The sequence below is a fragment of the Streptomyces acidicola genome, assembly GCF_009377235.1.
Taxonomy (GTDB): Bacteria; Actinomycetota; Actinomycetes; order Streptomycetales; family Streptomycetaceae; genus Streptomyces; species Streptomyces acidicola.
In genome coordinates, this window is record NZ_VMNX01000049.1 from 31977 (window position 1) to 46512 (window position 14536).

The window sequence follows — 14536 nt, forward strand, 5'->3', positions numbered from 1 at the left end:
GGCGGGCCGATCCGCAAGAGCGCCCAGCCGCACCCGCACCCGTCGAGAAAGGACACCGGACGTCATGGCCGGCCTTCCGAGCATCGAGTCCTACCCACTGCCCACCGCGCCGGAGCTGCCGGCGAACACCGCACCGTGGACCCCCGACCCCGCCCGCGCGGTGCTGCTGGTCCACGACATGCAGCGCTACTTCCTCGAGCCGTTCCCCGAGCCGCTGCGCGGCCAGCTCGTGCACAACGCGGCCCACGTGCGCGAGCGCTGCGCCGGCCTCGGCATCCCGGTCGCCTACACAGCCCAGCCCGGCGGCATGACCGTACACCAGCGGGGCCTGCTGAAGGACTTCTGGGGCCCGGGCATGCGTCCGGCACCCGCGGACCGCGCGGTGGTCGACGCACTCGCCCCCCGCGACGGGGACTGGCTGGTCACCAAGTGGCGCTACAGCGCCTTCCACCACACCGACCTGCTCACCCGGATGCGTCTGCACCAGCGTGACCAGCTCGTCGTCTGCGGAGTCTATGCCCACGTCGGTGTGCTGATCACCGCCGTGGAGGCGTTCAGCCACGACATCGAGACGTTCCTGGTCGCCGACGCCGTCGCCGACTTCACCGAGAGCCACCATCGGATGGCCGTCGAGTACGCGGCCGCGCGCTGTGCGGTCGTCACCACCGCCAAGGAGGTCTTCGCATGACCGGCACCCGCGCCGAACGCCCGTACGAGGGCGGTCTGCTCGAGATGATCCTCGGCCCCACGCCGCCGCCGTTCGCCCTGCTGCACCGGCCCGAGGCCACCGGCCCCGGGGTGCTCGACCTCCTCGTCGGCGAGGTGTCGCACCCCAGGACCCTGGCCGGCATCCCGCTGCCCGAGCCGTCGGGGGCCACCGGCGCCCCCCGGCACGAGGTGCTCGCCCTCGTGCCCTACCGGCAGATCGCCGAGCGGGGCTTCACCGGCCACGACGACGGCACCCCCCTGGTGGCGCTGAGCGTCACCAGGCAGGAGACCGCTGCGCTGACCGCCGTACTGCAACGGCTTCCCGACGAACCCATCCACACCACCGGGGCCCGCTTCGACGTCGACGACGACGCCTACGCCGAGACCGTCCGCCGCATCATCACCGACGAGATCGGCACCGGCGAGGGCGCGAACTTCGTCATCAAGCGGACCTTCACCGTCGACATCTCCGGCTACACCCCGCGCAGTGCCCTGACCTTCTTCAAGCGGCTCCTGGAGCGCGAGAAGGGCGCGTACTGGACGTTCGTCGTGCACACCGGCGAGCGCACCCTGGTCGGCGCCACCCCCGAGCGGCACATCAGCGTGCACGGCGGTACCGCGGTGATGAACCCGGTCTCCGGCACCTACCGCTACCCGGCCTCCGGCCCCACCCTGACGGAGGTGATGGACTTCCTCGCCGACCGCAAGGAGGCCGACGAGCTGTACATGGTCGTGGACGAGGAACTGAAGATGATGGCCCGGATCTGCCCCGGCGGCGGCCGGGTGACGGGCCCCTTCCTCAAGGAGATGGCCCGGCTCGCGCACACCGAGTACTTCATCGAGGGCAAGACCGTCAGCGACCCGCGCGAGGTGCTGCGCGAGACGCTGTTCGCGCCGACGGTCACCGGCTCCCCGCTGGAGAGCGCCTGCCGGGTCATCGGGCGCTACGAGCAGGAGGGACGCGGCTACTACAGCGGCGTCGTCGCTCTGATGGGCCGCGACGCCGAGGGCGGCCCGGTCCTGGACTCCGCGATCTGTATCCGCACCGCCGACATCGACGCGGCGGGAGCGGTGCGCATCGGCGTCGGGGCCACCCTGGTGCGCCACTCCGACCCGCTGTCCGAGGTGGCCGAGACCCGTGCCAAGGCCGCCGGGCTGCTCGCCGCCCTGGAGGGAGAGGGGCCGGCCCATTTCGCGGCCCACCCCGAGGTGCGCCGGGCGCTTCAGAGGCGCAACGAGACCATTGCCGGGTTCTGGCTCGCGCACGGAGCGCCGCCCGGCGGGCAGATGTCCCTGCCGCCGGGCCGCAAGGTCCTGGTGGTGGACGCCGAGGACACCTTCACCTCGATGATCGGGCACCAACTGCAGTCCCTGGGGCTGGAGGTGACGGTCAGACGTTTCGACGAGCCCTATCACCTCGCCGGCCACGACCTGGTGGTGATGGGGCCCGGCCCCGGTGACCCGCGCGACCTGTCCCACCCCAAGATCGCCCACCTGGACGGCACGATCGCGAGGCTGATCGAGGAGCGCCGGCCGTTCCTGGCGATCTGCCTCAGCCACCAGGTGCTCAGCCGCCGTCTGGGCCTCGGCCTGGTGCGCCGGGCCGTCCCCAACCAAGGCGTCCAGCGGGACATCGACCTGTTCGGGCGACCCGAACGCGTGGGCTTCTACAACACGTTCGCGGCCGCGAGCGCCGAGGACAAGACGGAGGCTGCCGGGGTCGGCGTCGTCGAGATCGCCCGCGACCCCGGCAGCCGGGAAGTCCACGCGCTGCGCGGCACGCACTTCGCGTCGATGCAGTTCCACCCCGAGTCCGTGCTCACCCAGAACGGGGTCGCCATCACCGGCGACCTGGTGCGCGGCCTGCTGACCGGATTCCCGCTCGCGCCGAGTGCGTAAAGGCCCCTCCGGCCCGGCCCGCACCCCTCGAGGCCGGGCCGGCCGCCATCTGACGTACTCCCCGGCGACCTGACGGGTTCGCCGTCAGGGCTTTGCCCGCGGCCGGGCGCCCTCGGGAGCATCTGCCTGCGTGGGGAGGCCCGAACTCTCACGGAAGGGTCACATTCATGATCACAACGGGTACGGCCCGGTCCGGCCGGACGAGTGCAGCTGTCGCGATCCTGGGGACGGGGTCCTGTCTGCCCTCGCATGTGGTCGGCAACGACGAGGTGGCAGCCGCCGCCGGGGTCACCGACGAGTGGATCCGGCTCAAGACCGGGATACGCAGCAGGCGCCGGGCCAAACCGGACGAGGCCACCTCGGACCTGGCGATCGCCGCGGGCCGGGCCGCGATGGAGGCTGCCGGCATCGGTGCCGCGGACCTCTCGCTGATCGTCGTCGCCACCTCGACGCCCGACCAGCCGCAGCCGGCCACGGCCAGTGTGGTCGCCGACGGCCTCGGCGCGGGCCACGGCACCGCTGCCTTCGACGTCAACGCGGTCTGCAGCGGCTTCGTGTTCGCGCTGAACGCCGCCCAGCACGTCCTCGCCGCCGCCGACTCGCCGTATGCGCTGGTCATCGGCGCGGACATCTACTCCCGCATCCTCAACCCCGCCGACCGGCGCACCGCCATCCTCTTCGGCGACGGCGCCGGAGCGGTGGTGCTCGGCCCGGCCCGGCCCGGGCGCGGCCTGCTGGCCGGACGGCTGGCCGGATTCGGCGCCGAACGCGATCTGATCGAGGTGCCGGCCGGGGGCAGCCGCCTGCCCGCGAGCCCCGAGACCCTCGCCGGGGGACTGCACTACTTCACCATGAACGGGCGCGGGGTGCGCGACTTCGTCAACGCCACAGTCGCCCCGGCCGTCACCGCCTTCGTCGAGGAGTCGGGCTTCACCGCCGGCGCCGTCGACCACTTCGTGCCGCACCAGGCCAACGGCCGGATGCTCGAGGACCTTTCGGCCACGCTCGGCATCGCGGCCGGCAGCACCCGCGTCACCTACGAGGACTTCGGCAACACCGGAGCCGCCTCGGTCCCCATCACCCTCGACCGGGCGGCCCGCTCGGGGCAACTGGAGGACGGGGACCTCGTTCTGCTGGCCGGTTTCGGCGGCGGCATGGCGATGGGCCTGTCGCTGCTGCGCTGGCAGCGCACCCACCCCTCACACAGCACCACGTACGCCTAAGGAGACGGTGATGTTGGACGGCATCATGGACGACTACCTGCGCCGGATCGGAGCGACGCGGCCCGAGCGCGCGGACCTGAAGGGGCTCCGTCATCTGATGGAGCGTCACCTTCTGTCGGTGCCCTTCGAGAACCTCGGCTACCACCTCGACGAGGACGTCGTCATGGACGAACGCGTCCTGGAGAAAATCGTCCGCGGCAACCGCGGCGGCGGCTGCTACGAGGTCAACCCCGCCCTGTCGTTCCTGCTGACCTCGCTTCGCTACGAGGTGGACATCCTGCCGGGCTGGGTGCACCGCCCGGGCGGGGTCCTCGGCCCCTTCCTCGGCCATCTGGCGCTGCGCGTCAAGGCCGACGGCGAGGACTGGCTCGTCGACGTCGGCTTCGGCCGCAACAGCCGCTTCCCGCTGAACCTGGCCTCGCGCGAGGTGCAGCACGACCCGCACGGCGACTACCAGCTGCACGACGTCGGCGACGGCGTCATCGACGTCCACCTCGGCGGCAAGCCCCTGTACCGGGTCGCCGACCGGCCGGTGACCATCGCCGACTTCGCTCCCACGCTGTGGTGGTACCGCACCTCGCCCGACTCGTCGTTCCTCCAGGGCCTGTTCTGCTCCATCCGCACCCCCGACGGCCTGGTCACCCTCAAGGGCAACAAGCAGGTGAGCACCGTCGCCGGCGAGGAGCGCTCCAAGCGCACCCTGGAGAGCGGGGCGGAGGCACTCGATGCGTACAAGGAGTACTTCGGCATCAGTCTGGACCGGCTGCCCGACGAGCCCGCCGGGGGCGTCACCGCCGGCGTGCGGACGGAATGAGTGCGATGAGTGAGAACACCACCGGCGCGTCCGACATGGACGTGCTCGTCGTCGGCGCCGGACCCACCGGCCTGCTGACCGCCGTCGAGCTCATGCGCCGTGGCATACGGGTGCGTGTCATCGACCGTGCCAACGCCCCGTCGACCACCCCGAAGGCGCTGTCCGTGTGGCCCCGCGCCCTCGACATCCTGGAGGACGCAGGGCTCGCCGACGGCATCAGAGGCGAGTCCGTGCCGGTCGGTCGGCTCAGCTACTTCTCCGAACGCAGGCCGCTCGCCTCCTTCGCCCTGACCGAGGACACCGCCTGCCGGGTGCTGCCGCAGCATGTGACCGAGCGGCTGCTCGCCGAGCGTCTTGCCGAGCTCGGCGGCAAGGTGGAGCGCGGAGTGCGGCTGCTGGCCCTGGAGGGCGTGGACTTCTCCGGCGGCATCGGGGCGAGCGACGGCGTCACCGCCGTCGTGGAGCTGCCCGACGCAAGCGTCGACCGCATCCGGGCACCCTTCGTGGTCGGCGCCGACGGCGCCGGCAGCGCGGTGCGCGGCCAGCTCGGCATCGGCTTCCAGGGCAGTACGTACGAGATGGCCTTCGCGCTCGTCGACGCGCGGATCGAGGGCGAACTCCCCCCGGACGAGTGCCTGTTCTACCAGGCGCCCAGCGGTGCCCTGGTGGTCGTGCCGATGCCCGGCGGAGTGCACCGCTTCCTGTCCGTCATGCCGCGGGGCCGGCGTGAGGTCTCCCTGGAGATGATGCAGGAGATCCTCGACGAGCGCGGGCCGCGGGGGGTGCGTCTGACCGAGTCGGTGTGGCAGGCGGTCTTCAGGGTGCACGCCCGCCGCGCCTGCGACTTCCAGGCCGGTCGCGTCTTCCTCGCCGGCGACGCCGCGCACGTGCACAGCCCGGCCGGCGGCCAGGGCATGAACAACGGCCTGCAGGACGCCCAGAACCTGGGCTGGAAGCTGGCCGCCGTCATCCGGGGCGAGTCGCCGGTCTCGGTGCTCGACAGCTACGGCACCGAGCGCTCGGAGGCCACCCGCCAGATCGTGCGCGACACCGATCTGCAGACCCGTGCCTGGGTGGCGAACAGCCGGGCCAAGGTGCTCGCCCGGGACGCTGCCTTCAAACTGCTCGACCGCACCGGTGTCGTGTCGCGGTTCTACACCCCGGTGATGGCCGGGCGGCGCCTGGCCTACCCGCCGGTGCGCGACACCCAGCGGCCCTCGGGGCTCGCCGGCTGCCGGGTCCGGGGCCGGATGCCGGGCGGTCTGAAGGACGGTGCCGTCTTCCCGCGGCGGCACGCCCTCGCCTACGGCATCAGCGGGCCCGGCGCCGACCCGAACGCCTGGACGCTGGTCCTCGCACCGGCGTCGGACAGCTGGCGCACCGAGGCGGGGCACATCGCGGCCCGCCACGGCGAGACGGTGCGCACGGTGGTGCTGCGGCGCCGCGAGAGCTCCTTCGTCACCGGCTGCCGCAGCGCCGGGTACTGGCTGGTGCGCCCGGACGGGCACATCGCCGCCCACGGCCACGAGGCTGACCTCAGCCGTCTGGAAGCCGAGCTGAAACATGCTCTGACCGGCTGGAACGGGCCTGCCCGAAGCGACTTGACATTAAAAGGGGCGGGCCCTTCTGGCGGACATTCCCGATGCGTAATGTCCAGGACATGAAGCTGCGAGAGGGCGTGGAATGGGCAGTGCACTGCTGCATCAACCTGTCCTTCATCTCCCCTGACAGGGCGGTGCCGGCAGCGAGGCTGGCCGCGTTCCACGACCTGCCCACGGCTTACCTGAACAAGCAGTTGAACGCGCTGGGACGAGCCGGCATCGTCTCGTCCCGCTCCGGCCCTCGCGGCGGATTCCGTCTCGGCCGTGAACCGGAGAAGATCACCCTGATGGACGTGGCGGCGGCCATCGACGGTTCGGCACGGGCCTTCCTGTGCACGGGCATCCGCCACCAGGGCCCGGCCGGCCGCATCGCCGGCCCGGCCGGCCACCGCACCCCCTGCACCGTGTCCCAGGCCTTCTCCCGTGCGGAGCTGGCCTGGCGGCGCAGGCTGGCGCGCCAGACGATCGCCGGTCTGGCGGACGAGGTCCGGCGGGCGAACCCCGCCGCACCGGACCACGTACGCCACTGGTTCGACCGGACCTGAGCCGGAAACCGAGAGCGCACCTGAAGTACGCGCCGGGGCCGTCCCCCGGCGGTGGCGCCTCGCGCGCCCGTTGAATCTCCGACCCCGTAGTGAAAGGCACAGTCATGCCGTCTTCGGCCACAGGCGCCGCCACCGAGGCACCGCGCCGGCGCCCTGGACTCCTCCTGGCGCTGCTGGCGTTCGCCCAGCTGATCATCTCCATCGACTACAACATCGTCTACGTAGCGCTCCCCGAGATCGGTGACGGGCTCGGGTTCTCCGCCCAGACCCTGCAGTGGGTGATCAGCGCCTACGCCGTCGCGTTCGGCGGGTTCCTGCTGCTCGGCGGCCGGGCCTGCGACCTGTGGGGGCCGCGCCGCATCTTCATCCTCGGCCTGTCCCTGTATGGAGTGTCCTCGCTGCTCGGCGGGCTGGCGGCCGACCCCTGGGTACTGGTCGCGGCCCGCGCGGTGCAAGGCATCGGTGGCGCCTTCCTCTTCCCGGCCACGCTGACCCTGGTCTCCACCAAGTTCACCGAGGGCAAGGAGCGCAACCGCGCCTTCGCCGTGTGGGGCACCGCCGGCGGCTCCGGCATGATCCTCGGCTCGCTGCTCGGCGGCGTCCTCACCGAGGCGTTCGGCTGGGAGTCCGTCTTCTTCGTCAACGTCCCCCTCGCCGTCCTCGCGATCCTGTTCGCCTTCCCGCTGATCGCCCCGGACGCGCTGGGCGGCAGCCGTCGCACCTTCGACCTGGCCGGTGCGCTGACCTCCACCGTCGGCACCACGTCCGTCGTCTTCGCCCTGGTGCAGGGCCCGGAGTCGGGCTGGGGCTCGGGCCTGATCATCGGCGCCTTCGTCCTGGGCGTGGCGCTGCTGGCCGCCTTCCTCGTCATCGAGAAGCGCAGCAGTGACCCGCTGATGCCGCTGCGCCTGTTCCGCAACCGCAACCTGAGCACCGGCGCCGCGGTCACCTTCTTCTACATGGCGACCTTCGGCACCCTGCTGTACTTCCTGACCGTCTACTTCCAGGGCGTGCACGGCTACAGCGCGCTGGAGACGGGCCTGGCCTTCCTGGTCCCGATGGTCGCCATCTCCATCGGCGCCCAGACGGCCGGCCGCCTGGCCACGAAGTACGGTCTGCGCTCCATCATGATCGTCAGCCTGGTGGTGGGCTTCGTCGGCACTGTCATCGTGGGCCTGACCCTGGCCACCGACGGCTCCTACCTCGCGCTGATCCCCGGCATGGTCGTCATGGGCCTCGGCCAGGGCGCCGGCTACACCCTGATGTTCGGTGCGGCCACGGTCGGTGTGGACCCGATGGAGCAGGGCATCGCCTCCGGCTGGGCCTCGACCACCCAGCAGATCGGCGGTGCGGTCGGTCTGGCCATCCTGGTCGCCATCGCCAACTCCGGCCTCGGCGGCCTTCAGGGCGAGGCGCTGCGCGCCGCCACCAACGACGGTCTGCGCACGGCGGTACTCATCGCCGCGGGCGGCATCGCGCTGACCGCGCTGGTCGCCCTCGGTCTGCAGAAGCCGCGCAAGGAACGGGCCGTCGCCCAGGGCGGGGCCGCGGCCAGGGCCGCCGACGAGCCGCAGACCGCCCAGGTCTGATCCACTCTCCGGCGCGCTCTCCCGGGCGCGCCGGGCGCCGGACCCTCGCACCGGTCATTCCCCCGCGGGTGCGGGGGTTCGGCATGTCTTCGGCATGTCGCGTTCCCTTTTCACAGAGGGAACTTGACGCATGGTCGGGCGGTTGATTGCTGCGGCCGAAGGCCGCTCCGAAGATCGGTGTATGTCGAAATCATCGGTTGCCGAGGTACCGGCCTCAGCGACGCCGGGGACCGCACCGCTCGCCACGACCGTCGCGACCGTGTCCGTCATGGGCGTGCTCGTGGTCGGCCAGATGTACGTCACCATCCCGCTCATGCCCGAACTCGCCGACGCCTGGGGGGTGCCGGCCGGATCGGCAGCGGCCTCGACCACCGCGTTCGCCTTCGCCCACGCGCTCGGCTCGCTCGTCAGCGGGCCGCTGTCCACCCGCTGGGGGCGGCGTACCGTCATGGTGGCCAATGTCCTTGCCATGGCCGTCGTCACCGCCCTGCTGCCTCTGGCGCCCTCCCTGACCGCCGGGGTCGTCCTGCGCGCCCTGCAGGGCCTGTTCGCCGGCTCGTTCATCCCCATGTCGTACGCCTATCTGCACGCCCGGATCGCTCCGCATCGTGTCTCCCTGGCCCTGACCGTGGTCTCGGCCTGCATGGGGGCCACGGTCGTGATCGGCCAGGTCGAGGCGCAGCTCGTGACGGCGTGGCTCGGCTGGGTGTGGGTGTTCTGGGGGACCGTGCCACTGCTGCTGGCGGGGGCCGCCGTCTCCTGGCGGGTCCTGCTGCCCGAAGGGCGGCTGAGCGCGGGCGGACTCTCTGGCCTGAGGGGCGCGCTGGGCGCCCGGCTGGTCCCGCTGTACCTGGTCATCCTGGTCGGCGCGGGCAGCCTCACCGCCGTCTACACGGGGGTCCAGCTGTACGGGCCCGTCGATGTGGCGGGCGGCGGCGCGCCTCTGCTCGCGCTGCGCGCCAGCGCGCTGCCGGCGCTGTTGGGCGCCGTCCTGGTCGCGCCCGTCCTGGCCCGCCTGCCCGCTTCGCGCCGTGCCGCAGGAGCGCTCGTGGTGACCGCCGTCGCGATGCTGGCCGCCGCCCTGGGCGGGGACGACGCCCTCGTGCTCGGGGCCGCCCTGTTCGCGTTCATGGCGGGCTTCTCCACCCTCGGCCCCGCGCTCATCGAGTCGGTCGGTACCCGGGCCGGGGCGGCGGCCCAGACCACGGCGATCGCCCTGTACGGCTTCACGCTCAACCTGGGAGCCGGAGCGGGTGCCCAACTCGCGGCGTTTTTCGACCGGTTCGCTGCGCTGGCGCTGTTCCTGACATTCGCCCTGGCCGTTGCCGTCGGCGGCGTCCTGCGCGGCGGCCGCAGGACCTGACGCACTCGCGGTCTGTTCGTTGCCGGGCGCTCGCCGGGCGCCTGACGATGCCGGACAGCGCGCACACTCCAGCGCCCAGGTACCGCCCATGACCCCGTAGGCCCAGGGAGCGCCCGACCATGACCAACGTCGCCGTCATCTATTACTCGTCCACCGGCTCGACCCACCGGCTCGCGCAGGCCGCCGCGGACGCCGCGGCCGCGGAGGGTGCCGAGGTCCGTCTGCGCCGGGTGCCCGAGCTCGCCGCCACAGGACGGCCCGGCGCCGAGGAGCACGCCGCCGGCGTGGCGGACATACCCGAGGCGACGCTGGACGACCTGGAGTGGGCCGATGCCGTCCTGCTGGGCTCGCCCGTCCACTTCGGGCTGGCCGCTCCGCAGCTCATGCAGTTCATCAACACCTCCTCGCCGCTGTCGATCAGCGGCAAGCTGCTCAACAAGGCCGTCTCCGCCTTCGCCTCCGGCTCCGCCGAGCACGGCGGCCAGGTGACGGCGATTCTCGCGCTGCACAACGCGATCTGCCACTGGGGTTCGGTCATCGTGGCCACCGGATCCGCCGAGGCGGTGCTGTACGAGAAGAACAACGGCAACCCGTACGGCGCGAGCACCGTGGCCGGCAACCGCGTCGGCTTCATCCACGACGAGAACGTCGGCGCCATCGCCTACCAGACTCGCCGCACCATCCGGGTCGCCGCGGCCCTGAAGGCCTCCGAGGCCGCCGCCCCGGCCGCAGCCTGACCCAAGGGAGGAAAGATCATGGCAGTCAGCGACCCGGCCCAGTTGCCCTCGGCCTTCGTCGAGGCCTTCAACGCCAGGGATCTCGTCGCCATCGACCGGCTCTTCGAGCCGGAGGCCGTGCGGGTGCTGCAGCCGGGCGTGGTGGTGACCGGCGACGGCCGCCGCCGGGCGACCAGCAGCTTCCTGGCGCTGGGCATCCCCATCAGGATCAGTCTCAGGCACGCCTACGTCTACGACGACACGGCCCTGCTGATCGGTGACTTCGTCATCGACGGCACAAAGCCCGATGGTGAGGACGTGTACATCGAGGGCACCGCCACCGACGTGGCCCGCCGTGGAGCCGACGGGTTGTGGCGCTACATCATCGACAACCCGCCCGGGGTCGAGGTGGGCGGGGGGTGACCCGCTGCCCGCCCGCCGCCGTGGAGAGTGGCCGGAAGACCGGCCGCCCGCCTGGAAGAGGGGAGGCACTTGACGGATTAGTGAATTCCGTTGGCCGCCCGGTCCTGCCCGCGACACCATGGAGCACGCACCCAGCAGCCGGAAACGGCACGAGCACCCAATCCAATGAGGGAGCAGTACGGCCATGACCAATGTCGCCATCGTTTACTATTCGGCCACCGGAAACATCCACAAGCTGGCTGTCGCCGCCGCCGAGGCGGCGGAGAAGGCAGGGGCCGAGGTACGGCTGCGGCGGGTCGCGGACATCACCGACGAGCCGCTCGCGCCCAACTACAGGGAATGGACGGAGGCGAACAACGAGCACGCGGCCGCCGCCCGAGAGGTGCGGGTGGCCGCCATCGACGACCTGGACTGGGCCGACGCCGTCGTCTGGGGCACCCCGGGCCGCTACGGTCTGCCGGCCGGCCCGCTCAAGCACTTCATCGACCAGACCTTCGAACTGCACGCGCGGCGCGGGCTGATGAACAAGGCGATGTCCGCGTTCACCTCGACGGGTACCCCGCACGGTGGTCAGGAGTCCACGATCCTGTCCCTGAGCAACGTCTTCTACCACTGGGGGGCCGTCATCGTGCCGCCCGGCGTCACCGACGACATCCTGCTCACGCCGAGCAACGGCAACCCCTACGGGGTCAGTGCCACCTCGGGCCTGCAGGCCATCCCGGGCCACCTCGCGCAGAACGTCACCGAGGACAACCTCGCCGCCGTCGGCTACCAGACCGTGCGCACCCTCCAGGTGGCCGAGGCGCTGAAGCAGGGGCTGAAGAAGGGCTGACTTTTTCCGAGCCTGTTTTCCGTACGACCGGCCGGGCCGCGCAATTCGCGCGGTCCGGCTTTCTCTTTTGCTGACGAGGTGACGCATTAACCGTTCCTTTCTTTCTGGTGACGACTTGATGTGGGAGTTTTTTCAGGGGAGTTCTTATTTCGCGTGTCGGTTCTCAGAGGAAGAGTTCTGATGTTTAAGGTGCCGAAGAGCAGAAAGTTCCTCCACCTCGGGGTCGTCTCCGAGCGTGCGGCCGAGAAGTACGGCGACACCCCGATCACGCTCGACCACGACATGGACGCCTTCCCCGAGGCGGGCCGGAAGCTGACCGTCGCGGAGTTCGCCGGCCATGTGGCCGACACTGCCGACCGGCTGTGGGCGGCGGGGGTGCGCCCCAGTGAACACGTGGCCGTGCACAAGACGTCCAGCTTCGACATCACGGTGCTGGCCTGCGCCGCGGCACGGATCGGCGCGGTGCCGGCCATGCTCTCCCCGCACCTCGACGGCGAGACCATCGGCAGGCTGCTTCAGCGGCTGGAGCGTCCCACCCTGCTCACCGACGAGGCCAAGCTGACCGGTTCGCTCGCCGGGCTGCCGCTCACCGGGCTGACCGCGCGGGTCGTCACCGTGACAGGCTCCCACCCGGACGCCGTCTGCCTGACGGACCTCGAGGGGGCGCCGTCGCGCGGGCCGGTGCTGCTCGGGCCCGATCAGCCGGCCCTGATGACGCACACCTCAGGGACCACCGGCATACCCAAGCTGGTGGTGCACTCGGCGCGTTCACTGGGCGCCCGCGGCAACTGGCAGGACAAGGTCGTCTCCTTCATCCGCAAGCGGGAGACCGTCGCCATGCACGTGTCGTACGTGCACTCGCGGATGTACCTGGGCCTGGCCGTGCTGCAGATGCGCGGCATGCCGATGGTCTTCATGAACGACGCCGGCCCGGCGCACGTCGCCGACATGCTGGTCCGTCACCGCCCGGGCGTCCTGGAGACCCACCCCAACTCGTTCCTGGAGTGGGAGGAGATGCTCAAGGACCCGCGCCGGCCGGTCTCCAACGTCAAGTACTTCAACAGCACCTTCGACGCGATCCACCCGAGCACGATGCACAAGTTCCTGCACGCCTCGGACCGCCGCAGCCCGGTGTTCCTCCAGGTGTACGGGCAGAGCGAGTGCGGCCCGCTGGCCGCCCGCACCTACCGGCGCCGCAACGCCCTGAAGGCCGACGGCCGCTGCCAGGGCTATCCCACGCCCGGCATGACCAAGTACCGGCTGGTGTCCCGGGGCGGCGCCAAGCCGTCCAAGGAGAACCCCGGCTACATCGACGTCTCCACGGCGGGCCGCGCGCTGACGTACTACGGCGAGCAGGAGCGCTTCGGCAAGCAGGTCATCGGCGAGTGGTGGCGCGGCGGCGACGTCGGCTACCGCACCAAGTGGGGCTGCCTGCACCTGCTCGACCGGGAGGTCGACGTCATCCCGGGCATCGAGTCCACCCTGGAGCTCGAGGACGCGGTGCTGCACAGGCTGGACGAGCTGACCGAGCTGGTCATCGTGCCCGGCCCCGACAGGCGGCCGGTGCCGGTGGTGTGCACCCGCGGCGACAAGCCGCTCGACCCGGAGCGCTGGAAGGCCGCCGTCGCCGACCAGCCCGCGCTGTGCGCGCCGGTCCAGCGCCGTCTGTCCGACCTGCCGCGCACGGCCACCGCGAAGATCCGGCGGCTGGAGCTGGCCCGGCAGCTGGCCGAGCCCCGCGCACCGGGCAGGACCGCGGACGAGCCGCAGCAGACGGCCCTGGACCGAACCGGCATCGCCGCCTGCTGAACGGCTTCGGCGGGCAGGCCGGCCGAGTGAAGGGAGAGTGTACGGGTGACAGCACGTCAGACGCCCGAGCCGCTGGAGGTGGGCCGCGGCCCGGCTCCCCCGGAACCGGGCTTCCTGGAGGTCTGGGCGCGGTCGGCCCCGATCCGCCTTGCCGGCTACGAGGACGACCTCGCCGAACCCCACATCCTGCAGGGCATCGACTGAGCTCCGACGGCCCGCCGGCTGCCGGGCCCGCCCTTCGGCGGCGGGCCCGGCAGCGGTGTGTCCCATCGGATTCTTCGATACGAATTGAAAACCGCCAAGCCGGTTTGTTTCCCTGTTGGTGGAAGACCGACCGCCGTGAAAGGGCTGACATGTCGAGTGAACGCATCCGCGTGGCCGTGATCCTGTCGAGCGTACGCAAGGGCCGCTTCGGCCCCACGATCGCGAACTGGTTCGTCGGCACCGCCGACCAGCGCGACGACATCGAGGTCGACCTGGTCGACCTGGCGGACTTCCCGCTGCCGACCGCCCTGACCGACCAGCCGACGCCCGAGGTCGCCGAACTGCTCGGCGCGTTCTCGGCACGGCTGTCCGAGGCCGACGGCTTCGTTGTGGTGACGCCGGAGTACAACCACAGCTTCCCGGCCGCGCTGAAGGCCGCCCTGGACTGGACCCAGAACGAGTGGCACGCCAAGCCCGTCGGCTTCGTCGGCTACGGCGGCCTCGCCGGCGGCCTGCGCGCCGTCCAGCAGCTGCGGCACATCTTCAACGAGCTGCACGCGGTCACCGTCCGCGACGCCGTCAGCTTCCACGGCCCCTGGGAGCAGTTCGACTCCGAGGGCACCCTGACCGAGCCCGCGGCCGCCGAGGGGGCCGCCAAGGTCCTGTGGGACAAGCTGAGCTGGTGGGCCCTGGCCACCAGGGAGGCCAAGGCCTGCCGCCCGTACGACAACTGACGCCCCGACGGGACAACCCGCCACCGGGCCGCACCCACCACCCCCGGGCCGCGGCCGGCCATGCCCTCCACCGGCC

The 14536-nt window shown here is 71.5% G+C and carries 14 protein-coding genes; all 14 read left to right on the plus strand.

Translation table 11 applies throughout. The features are described 5' to 3' along the window. Positions 1-64: 64 nt before the first annotated feature. The 14 genes from FPZ41_RS15875 (at position 65) to FPZ41_RS15935 (ending at position 14460) form a co-directional block, all read left to right on the plus strand. Positions 65-688 (plus strand): isochorismatase family protein, encoded by a 624-nt coding sequence (locus FPZ41_RS15875; RefSeq protein ID WP_152863134.1) that lies wholly within the window; start codon positions 65-67, stop codon positions 686-688. Then, positions 685-2607 carry an anthranilate synthase family protein gene (locus FPZ41_RS15880; protein WP_152863136.1) on the plus strand — a complete coding sequence of 641 codons (1923 nt, stop codon included), beginning with the start codon at positions 685-687 and terminating at the stop codon, positions 2605-2607. The genes FPZ41_RS15875 and FPZ41_RS15880 overlap by 4 nt, the downstream gene beginning before the upstream one ends. 167 nt (positions 2608-2774) lie before the next feature. Beyond that, the gene (locus tag FPZ41_RS15885; protein ID WP_152863138.1) at positions 2775-3830 is read left to right on the plus strand and encodes a 3-oxoacyl-ACP synthase III family protein; all 1056 of its coding nucleotides are present in this window, start codon (positions 2775-2777) and stop codon (positions 3828-3830) included. A 10-nt stretch (positions 3831-3840) separates the two neighbouring features. Beyond that, the gene (locus FPZ41_RS15890) at positions 3841-4644 is read left to right on the plus strand and encodes an arylamine N-acetyltransferase family protein (protein ID WP_152863140.1); all 804 of its coding nucleotides are present in this window, start codon (positions 3841-3843) and stop codon (positions 4642-4644) included. A 5-nt stretch (positions 4645-4649) separates the two neighbouring features. After that, positions 4650-6308: an FAD-dependent oxidoreductase gene (locus FPZ41_RS15895; protein WP_194236106.1), complete on the plus strand. Its 1659-nt coding sequence runs from the start codon at positions 4650-4652 to the stop codon at positions 6306-6308. Then, positions 6305-6790, plus strand: coding sequence for an RrF2 family transcriptional regulator (locus FPZ41_RS15900; RefSeq protein ID WP_228022767.1), 486 nt, complete (start codon positions 6305-6307; stop codon positions 6788-6790). Before FPZ41_RS15895 ends, FPZ41_RS15900 begins: the two co-directional genes overlap by 4 nt. Before the next feature lie 104 nt (positions 6791-6894). Beyond that, on the plus strand, positions 6895-8379 hold the full coding sequence (locus FPZ41_RS15905) for an MFS transporter (protein ID WP_152863143.1): 1485 nt from the start codon (positions 6895-6897) through the stop codon (positions 8377-8379). Positions 8380-8560: 181 nt separating this feature from the next. Further along, positions 8561-9742 carry an MFS transporter gene (locus FPZ41_RS15910; RefSeq protein ID WP_194236107.1) on the plus strand — a complete coding sequence of 394 codons (1182 nt, stop codon included), beginning with the start codon at positions 8561-8563 and terminating at the stop codon, positions 9740-9742. A 119-nt stretch (positions 9743-9861) separates the two neighbouring features. Next, complete coding sequence (locus FPZ41_RS15915) at positions 9862-10479, plus strand: NAD(P)H-dependent oxidoreductase (RefSeq protein WP_152863147.1); 618 nt, start codon at positions 9862-9864, stop codon at positions 10477-10479. Between the two features lie 18 nt (positions 10480-10497). Further along, entirely contained in the window at positions 10498-10881 is a 384-nt protein-coding gene (locus tag FPZ41_RS15920) for a YybH family protein (protein ID WP_152863149.1), read from the plus strand. A gap of 184 nt (positions 10882-11065) precedes the next feature. Beyond that, entirely contained in the window at positions 11066-11713 is a 648-nt protein-coding gene (locus FPZ41_RS15925) for a flavodoxin family protein (RefSeq protein ID WP_152863151.1), read from the plus strand. Between the two features lie 180 nt (positions 11714-11893). Further along, on the plus strand, positions 11894-13522 hold the full coding sequence (locus FPZ41_RS15930) for a class I adenylate-forming enzyme family protein (protein ID WP_152863154.1): 1629 nt from the start codon (positions 11894-11896) through the stop codon (positions 13520-13522). A gap of 45 nt (positions 13523-13567) precedes the next feature. Further along, positions 13568-13726, plus strand: coding sequence for a hypothetical protein (locus tag FPZ41_RS47075; protein ID WP_194236110.1), 159 nt, complete (start codon positions 13568-13570; stop codon positions 13724-13726). A gap of 149 nt (positions 13727-13875) precedes the next feature. Continuing rightward, entirely contained in the window at positions 13876-14460 is a 585-nt protein-coding gene (locus FPZ41_RS15935; RefSeq protein ID WP_152863156.1) for an NADPH-dependent FMN reductase, read from the plus strand. Positions 14461-14536: the final 76 nt, after the last annotated feature.

Excerpts from the sequence above, each read along its gene's own strand:
- FPZ41_RS15900 (WP_228022767.1), top strand. The coding sequence starts at position 6,305 with ATGAAGCTGCGAGAGGGCGTGGAATGGGCAGTGCACTGCTGCATCAAC.
- FPZ41_RS15920 (WP_152863149.1), top strand. The coding sequence starts at position 10,498 with ATGGCAGTCAGCGACCCGGCCCAGTTGCCCTCGGCCTTCGTCGAGGCC.
- FPZ41_RS15895 (WP_194236106.1), top strand. The coding sequence starts at position 4,650 with ATGAGTGAGAACACCACCGGCGCGTCCGACATGGACGTGCTCGTCGTC.
- FPZ41_RS15875 (WP_152863134.1), top strand. The coding sequence starts at position 65 with ATGGCCGGCCTTCCGAGCATCGAGTCCTACCCACTGCCCACCGCGCCG.
- FPZ41_RS15890 (WP_152863140.1), top strand. The coding sequence starts at position 3,841 with ATGTTGGACGGCATCATGGACGACTACCTGCGCCGGATCGGAGCGACG.
- FPZ41_RS15910 (WP_194236107.1), top strand. The coding sequence starts at position 8,561 with ATGTCGAAATCATCGGTTGCCGAGGTACCGGCCTCAGCGACGCCGGGG.
- FPZ41_RS15915 (WP_152863147.1), top strand. The coding sequence starts at position 9,862 with ATGACCAACGTCGCCGTCATCTATTACTCGTCCACCGGCTCGACCCAC.
- FPZ41_RS15930 (WP_152863154.1), top strand. The coding sequence starts at position 11,894 with ATGTTTAAGGTGCCGAAGAGCAGAAAGTTCCTCCACCTCGGGGTCGTC.
- FPZ41_RS15935 (WP_152863156.1), top strand. The coding sequence starts at position 13,876 with ATGTCGAGTGAACGCATCCGCGTGGCCGTGATCCTGTCGAGCGTACGC.
- FPZ41_RS15925 (WP_152863151.1), top strand. The coding sequence starts at position 11,066 with ATGACCAATGTCGCCATCGTTTACTATTCGGCCACCGGAAACATCCAC.
- FPZ41_RS15885 (WP_152863138.1), top strand. The coding sequence starts at position 2,775 with ATGATCACAACGGGTACGGCCCGGTCCGGCCGGACGAGTGCAGCTGTC.
- FPZ41_RS15880 (WP_152863136.1), top strand. The coding sequence starts at position 685 with ATGACCGGCACCCGCGCCGAACGCCCGTACGAGGGCGGTCTGCTCGAG.
- FPZ41_RS15905 (WP_152863143.1), top strand. The coding sequence starts at position 6,895 with ATGCCGTCTTCGGCCACAGGCGCCGCCACCGAGGCACCGCGCCGGCGC.